3 protein-coding genes are annotated in these 3,597 nt (G+C 54.4%); 2 read left to right on the forward strand and 1 reads right to left on the reverse strand.

The window, feature by feature from the left end; genetic code table 11:
- Nucleotides 1–208 precede the first annotated feature (208 nt).
- Nucleotides 209–814, forward strand: coding sequence for a L,D-transpeptidase family protein (locus tag QZ534_RS18850; RefSeq protein WP_296936878.1), 606 nt, complete (start codon nt 209–211; stop codon nt 812–814).
- A gap of 59 nt (nt 815–873) precedes the next feature.
- Here QZ534_RS18850 and QZ534_RS18855 read toward each other — a convergent pair whose 3' ends face one another.
- A complete protein-coding gene (locus QZ534_RS18855; protein WP_296936879.1) occupies nt 874–2,025 on the reverse strand; it encodes an IS4 family transposase in 1,152 nt (383 codons plus the stop codon).
- A gap of 144 nt (nt 2,026–2,169) precedes the next feature.
- Between QZ534_RS18855 and QZ534_RS18860 the strand changes: the two genes are divergently transcribed.
- Complete coding sequence (locus QZ534_RS18860; RefSeq protein ID WP_296936880.1) at nt 2,170–3,561, forward strand: transporter substrate-binding domain-containing protein; 1,392 nt, start codon at nt 2,170–2,172, stop codon at nt 3,559–3,561.
- The last annotated feature ends 36 nt before the right edge of the window (nt 3,562–3,597 follow it).

Genomic DNA, 3,597 nt, shown 5'->3' on the forward strand with positions numbered 1-3,597 from the left:
CAATGCCGCCTGCGGCAAAAGGGCAAGGCTCATCCCGCGGCCAAATCGGGAAACACCGACGCGCCGCTTTGGGGAAATTCACAGGTCTGGTCTGTGCACCACGGTGCAGGGTTTTGTTCGCCCCCGTTTCAGGGGCAACTCCGCCCGGTGGAGACACCGCACCCGCACGCCACCCTGCAGTTCGCTCGCGAGAGCAGATGAGGTACGCATGCAAGGTTCTTCCACGTTCATCAAACGCGCTTTCAAGAAGATCGCCCTGGGCGCCAGCGTCGTTCTGGCGTCCTCTGCCGTATTTGCGCCACTGGCCCAGGCCGGTGACTACCCCTACCCCTACCAGCAGCACAGATCCATGACCGATGGCAGCGCCTGGTGGCGCCGGGATGTGGTCGGGGGAACGCCGCACATCATCATCGATATCAGCGAACAACGCGCATACTTCTACAAAGGCGGGCGCCTGGCCGGGATCTCTCCGGTAGCCACCGGCATTGCCGGTTACCGGACACCGACCGGCAGCTTCCGGGTATCGGAAAAAAATATTGATCACCGATCGAATCTGTTTGGGCACTATGTGGATCGAGCGGGTTATGTGCGCAAATCGAGCGTCGATGTGCGTAAAGACAAGCGCCCGCCGGGCACCATCTTCCGTGGCGCCTCCATGGATTTCTTTATGCGGATCAATGGCGCGGTGGGCATGCACGCGGGCAAGGTGACCGGTCGCCCGGAATCCCACGGCTGTATTCGCCTACCGTGGCATATGGCAAAGATCTTCTATGAGAACGCGCCTATGGGCACCAAAGTCACGGTTCGTCAGTAACACTGGGTCAACCAATAAAAAGGGCAGCTTTCGCTCACTGCTGTCCCACAGTTTGACAGTCATGAGACCAGCCTCATTTGAGGCTGGTCTTTTTGATTCGGTGGAGGGTTCGGGTTCAATATTTCTGCCAGCGCTCGTCTCTCAAACAAGTTTAGCTGCAGCACCCTCAACATCCTCTGTACTGTCCAACCTTGCTTGGCGCTATGGCGTGCATACGCGACCAGCAGGTAGACAATCAGTGCAATCCATATCTGCGTCAGCACAGCGTTTCTTGATGTGCCAACAAAGGCTTTGATCTTGAGGTTTTGCTTGATGGCCTTGAAGAACAGCTCGACCTTCCAGCGATCCTTATAAATGGCTGCAATAGTGGCTGCTGACAGTCTTAGATTGTTGGTCAAGAATTCATATCGCTTGCTCGTTTCGGGGTCACGATAACCAATTCGGCGTAGTCGGGGCGCTCCACGCTTGATGGCGTGTGCGCTACTGAGTTCGATAATCTGGTCGCTGGTGACACCGGTCTGCTTATCAACCGTTTTGCGCTCAAGAACACGGTAGACGGCCTTGGCCCGGAGGCGGGTTACAAAGCTAACCCGTTGTTTTGTAAGGCTTCCGAACCACTGATAGTCCACATAGCCCTTATCAAAGGCGACGATGCTTCCTTTGGGGAAAGAGAACTTTCGCCCCTCAACCATGTCATTTTCATTGCCGTCACTCAGGGCAACAAACTCTGGAATATCGGTCGAGTGGTTCAGGCCAACGCTGAGCTTTACGTTGGCTGCATCATCGCGATGGGCAGCCCAGGGAAAGACTTTCAACGACAGCTCCAAGGCGCTGGCATCCAGTGAGTAGAGTGGGTTTTTGAAGCGAAACTTGTGCTTTCCTGGCTGATTCTTACAGCGCCCCAGAAGCTTATAGAACAAGGCCTCATATAGTTCAGCTGGCTGCTTTTCGTTTAACCGAGCCAATGTCGTTCGAGCAATGGGTTGGGCCCCCAGGTGATACAGCTTGTGCTGCTGGGCCTCAAGGTTGGATTGGATATCCCGCAGGCTTTGTCGTCCAGAGAGCTGGGACATCGCCATGCCGATAAACTGATCCCAGCGACTGGCAGAGCGCAGTTTTTGGCCAACATGGTGCTGCTTGGCCAGAGACTCAAAGTCATGTCTCGAAAGTGGCTTAAGCAGTTGGTGAAAAGCGGTGTTATGATGTGACAAAGCCTGAACCTCCCTGATTACGTTGTTTTCTTCGCAGAATCATTGTAACCAGATTGGTTCAGGCTTTTTCAGTTATCCCAAACTGTGGGACAGCAGTGCGGTGTCATCCGCTTTTTAACCTACAACAGTGCCACCAGCTATTTCATGTGGAAAGGCGTCCTGATGGGTTTCGACTTCGACCTGGCCAAGCAATTTGCGGAAGAGCACGACCTGGCGCTGCAGGTGATTGTAGTTCCACAGAGCGACTCCCTGATCGACTGGCTGAAATCCGGCAAGGGTGATTTCGCCGGAGCGGCGACCACGATTACCGAAGAGCGAAAAAAAATAGGCGCGGATTTCACGATTCCCTACATCGAGATTCCGCAGCAAATAATCAGCAACCGTCGAGATGCGAAAATACGCGACATCCAGGATCTGAATGGTCGCACGCTGATGCTTCGCGCAAATTCTGCGTTTCGGGAATCTGCCGAAGCACTACAAAGCGAGGGGATCAATGTAAAAATCATCACTGCGGATCCAGAGATCAGTTACGAGAGAATCGTCAATATGGTAGCGGACGGCCGTGTCGATGCGACCATTGTTGACGCCAACACCGCTGAAACTGGCGCCGCGCTGCGCAATGAACTGGTCATCGGCCCAGTGGTAACCGATCCGTTACCACAGGGTTGGATGGTCACGAAGGGCAATCGGTCGCTGCGAACAAAACTAGACGCGTTCCTTCGGGAATTCAGGGACTCCAAAGCCTACGCACGCAAGGTCAACATCTATTACAAGCCGAATGCCAATTACAACAAGAAGCTTGTCGAGCACATCAAACCCGGTCATGACCTTTCACCTTTTGACGGTCTGGTAAAAAAATCCGCCAGGGAGTACGCATTCGATTGGCGCCTGATTGTTGCGCAAATGTGGCAGGAAAGCAGTTTTAATCCCAAGGCAGAATCTCCAGTTGGCGCCCAGGGATTGCTTCAGGTTATGCCGAGGACGGCGCAGGATATGGGCTATTCGCCCCCGCTGTTTGAGCCGCGACGTGCGATCGGCGCCGGCGTCAAGTATCTGGACTGGGTGCGAAAAAAGTTTGAAACAGACAATCTGGAAAACAAGCTCTGGTTTTCCCTTGCCTCCTACAATGCCGGCATCGGCCATCTGTACGACGCCAGAAGACTCGCAAAGCAACTGGGTCTCGACCCCGACATCTGGTTTGGGAATGTAGAAGTAGCCATGCTCAAACTGTCCGAGCCGCGCTATTTCAACAAGGCGCGCTACGGGTATGTGCGTGGCGCAGAGCCAGTGGAATACGTGCGCAATATCCGTCAACTCTATCTCGCCTACACCGACATCAAGCCCGGGGACATAAGCAATCGCAGGCCCATCGACAAAGAAAATCATCTGCTTGCCATGCAGCCGGCGTCAATGACACTTTGCCATAAGCGCCACTGGACGCCACCAAGCGATGCGTCTCTGGTACGACTTCCCATGAACATTCTGCGCCTGTCACAGGAGGTTTTCTGCTCGCCGCCCCAAAGCCGGAACCGGTAACAATCGTCGCATACGCCGGCGCATGGCCGATAACTA

The sequence above is a fragment of the uncultured Marinobacter sp. genome (assembly GCF_913055835.1).
GTDB lineage: Bacteria > Pseudomonadota > Gammaproteobacteria > Pseudomonadales > Oleiphilaceae > Marinobacter.

What these genes read in the sequence shown, in the direction of transcription:
- QZ534_RS18850 (WP_296936878.1), top strand. Translation starts at nt 209, where the DNA reads ATGCAAGGTTCTTCCACGTTCATCAAACGCGCTTTCAAGAAGATCGCC.
- QZ534_RS18860 (WP_296936880.1), top strand. Translation starts at nt 2,170, where the DNA reads ATGTGGAAAGGCGTCCTGATGGGTTTCGACTTCGACCTGGCCAAGCAA.